2 tRNA genes and 2 rRNA genes are annotated in these 3,379 nt (G+C 53.8%); all 4 read right to left on the bottom strand.

The features are described 5' to 3' along the window. Window positions 1-2,816, bottom strand: a 23S ribosomal RNA gene (locus PHI12_14280); the annotation flags it as partial. A 106-nt stretch (window positions 2,817-2,922) separates the two neighbouring features. Beyond that, window positions 2,923-2,995 (bottom strand) — tRNA-Ala (locus PHI12_14275). A 92-nt stretch (window positions 2,996-3,087) separates the two neighbouring features. Then, window positions 3,088-3,163: transfer RNA gene (locus tag PHI12_14270), tRNA-Ile, on the bottom strand. Between the two features lie 101 nt (window positions 3,164-3,264). Continuing rightward, window positions 3,265-3,379, bottom strand: a 16S ribosomal RNA gene (locus PHI12_14265); the annotation flags it as partial.

The following is a 3,379-nucleotide window of genomic DNA, read 5'->3' as shown; positions in this document are numbered from 1 at the left end:
AGTTAAGGTGCCGGGGTCTTTCCGTCCAGCGGCAGGTAACCGGCGTCTTCACCGGTACCACAGTTTCGCCGTGCCCCTCTCTAAGACAGCGCTCATGTCGTTACGCCTTTCGTGCGGGTCGGAACTTCACCTTTTTTCCTGTGTTTCCACAAGAGGCAGACTATACCTTCACCTCACAAGTTCCCTTAGGATTTCTTCCTTCGTCAGCCTGCGTTTTCCCGACTTGTTCATTTCAAACGCAAGCTCAATGATTTCTCTCAAGCCTCTTCTAAGAAGGAAGACTCCATAGGAACCAAACAAACGTGAGGGCCGGCGTGTTGCGCACAGGAGGACTGTGCGCCTCCCCTTTCGGGTCAGTCGTTACGGGTCCAATGGCCTTGGGGCCAGAGGTTCCCTCGGAATTACCCCACACCTCGCCTTCACGAGGTAGGAGGGCTTCTCCGATATGAGCCGGTGTTTCAAGCCCAATTGCTTGGGAAAGGGGCAAGTTCAGGTACTTACCCGACAAGGAATTTCGCTACCTTAGGACCGTTATAGTTCACTTTACCCTTATGTCGCCACAAGGAGTGGGCCATATCTTCATCCCGGGAATTCCCGGGAGCCCGGCGTATGGTCTCTGAGGGGCTATACAGATAGCAAGGGAAAACGCCATCTGCAGGGAGCTTCCCTGCTGATTGTCCGCTTCACCACAGTTTTTTTACTCATCATCCCTTTATGATGGAGTAACTCGTGGATACGCGGAGTTTCCAGCATATAGCCAGGTTTGTTTCCGAAAGTTGCCTTTCGGAAGCCGCAACTTTTTTACGGCCGCCGTTTACCGGGGCTTCGGTTCAGAGCTTCTCCCGCCGAAGCGGGATGACCCCTCCCCTTAACCTTCCGGCACCGGGCAGGCGTCAGACCCTATACATCGATTTTATGTCTTTGCAGAGTCCTGTGTTTTTACTAAACAGTCGCAAGAGCCATTTTTCTGCGGCCTCCTCGGGCTTTGTTTATACAACTACACCCTACCGAGGCACCCCTTATCCCGAAGTTACGGGGTCAACTTGCCTAGTTCCTTAGAGAGGGCTCACACGTGCGCCTTAGGATTCTCTCCTCATCTACCTGTGTCGGTTTGCGGTACGGTCACCTGAAAAACTCCTTAGAGGATTTTCTTGGCAGCGTGGAATCAGCGAGTTGACAAGACCGAAGCCCTGCTTCCCCGTTGTATTCGGTGTTAACGAGCTCCCGGATTTGCCTAAGAGCTCCACCTACTTAACGGCCGCGCATTTCCGACCGCGCGTACGCCTATCCTCCTGCGTCTCCCCATCGTACAAACGTTCTTCAGGTGGTGCAGGAATGTTGACCTGCTATCCATCGCCTACGCCTTTCGGCCTCAGCTTAGGGACCGACTAACCCTGGGCGGACTGACCTTCCCCAGGAAACCTTAGATTTTCGGCGCTGCTGGTTTCTACAGCAGTTATCGCTACTCGTGCCGGCAGAGTCTCTTCCGTGCGCTCCATGAGACCTCACGATCCCACTTCAGTGCCCACGGAATGCTCCCCTACCAATCCCGACGAATCGGGAGTCCGCAGCTTCGGTAGCAAGCTTAGCCCCGTTACATTGTCGGCGCGGAAATACTTGACCAGTGAGCTGTTACGCTTTCTTTAAAGGATGGCTGCTTCTAAGCCAACCTCCTGGTTGTCTAAGCGTTTCCACATCCTTGCCCACTTAGCTTGCATTTAGGGACCTTAGCTGGCGGTCTGGGCTGTTTCCCTTTTGACTACGGACCTTAGTGCTCGCAGTCTTACTCCCGCGTAGTGGTTATAGGAATTCGGAGTTTGGTTGGATTCGGAAGGCCTTTCGGCCCCCTAGGCCATCCAGTGCTCTACCGCCTATACCATTCACGCGAGGCTAGCCCTAAAGCTATTTCGGGGAGAACGAGCTATCTCCGAGTTTGATTAGCCTTTCACCCCTACCCTCAGCTCATCCGAGCTGTTTTCAACCAACACCGGTTCGGACCTCCCTGCGGTGTTACCCGCAGTTCATCCTGGCCAAGGGTAGATCACCTCGGCTTCGCGTCTACTCCAAACGACTAATTGCCCTATTCAGACTCGCTTTCGCTACGGCTCCTCTCTTTTAAGAGATTAACCTCGCCGCTTAGAGTAACTAGCCGGCTCATTAAGCAAAAGGCACGCCGTCACCTCCTTGCGGAGGCTCCGACTGCTTGTAAGCACACAGTTTCAGGTTCTATTTCACTCCCCTAACAGGGGTTCTTTTCACCTTTCCCTCACGGTACTGGTGCACTATCGGTCGCAGGTTAGTATTTAGCCTTAGAAGATGGTCCTCCCGAATTCCCACAGGATTCCACGTGTCCCGTGGTACTTGGGTGCCTGTCCGAGAGTGACAATCTTTTCGCTTACAGGACTATCACCTTCTGTGGTTACCCTTTCCATGGTATTCAGCTAAGATTGCCTTTTTTGACTCTCTGGCTCCTCCGGGCCGGAGCCAGGTCAGGTCCCTCAACCCCGCCTGCACAACGCGCCAGGGCTTTAACATGCAGACGGTTTGGGCTGTTCCCGTTTCGCTCGCCGCTACTCAGGGAATCGCGGTTGCTTTTTCTTCCTCCGGGTACTGAGATGGTTCCCTTCCCCGGGTTCGCTTCCTCACCCTATGGATTCAGATGAGGATACCGCGGCTTTACCGCGGTGGGTTTCCCCATTAGGACACCTCCGGATCGAAGCCCGCTTAGCGGCTCCCCGGAGCTTATCGCAGCTTGCCACGTCCTTCATCGCCTACCTGCGCCAGGGCATCCCCTGTGTGCTCTTAGTAACTTGACCATAAAGTTTGGCCAAGGCAAAACTGCCGCTTTGTTAAATTTTCAAAGATCTGATCTATCTCCTCCCTCTAACCAGAGGGAATCAATTACCCACTTATTAGCATTAGTGGAGCTGACCGGGATCGAACCGGCGACCTCCGGCTTGCAAAACCGGCGCTCTCCCAGCTGAGCTACAGCCCCAAAAATTTTTCAAGCGAAAAATTTTTGATCGAGCCCGCGGAAAAGCTTCTCGCCGCCGAGCCCTGGCCTACACTCGCTCACTCGTTTGATAATGGTGGGCCTAAGTGGATTCGAACCACTGACCTCACGCTTATCAGGCGGGCGCTCTAACCCCTGAGCTATAGGCCCAATCTATTCTAGAGCCAATTTAATGGCCAGAGAGCTTTCGCTGATATAAATATATAAGAAAAGCGGAGCTTCCAGGACCTCCCTGATTTGTTGATCTCTTGAAAGGAGGTGATCCAGCCGCACGTTCCCGTACGGCTACCTTGTTACGACTTCACCCCAATCACCGACCTCGCCTTCGGCGCCTGCCTCCCTTGCGGGTTAGCTCAGCGACTTCGG

This window comes from Dehalococcoidales bacterium, from assembly GCA_028716225.1.
Classification (GTDB): Bacteria; Chloroflexota; Dehalococcoidia; order Dehalococcoidales; family UBA5760; genus UBA5760.
Note: the sequence above shows the minus strand (reverse complement) of the source record. Positions and strands in the feature narration are given on the sequence as shown.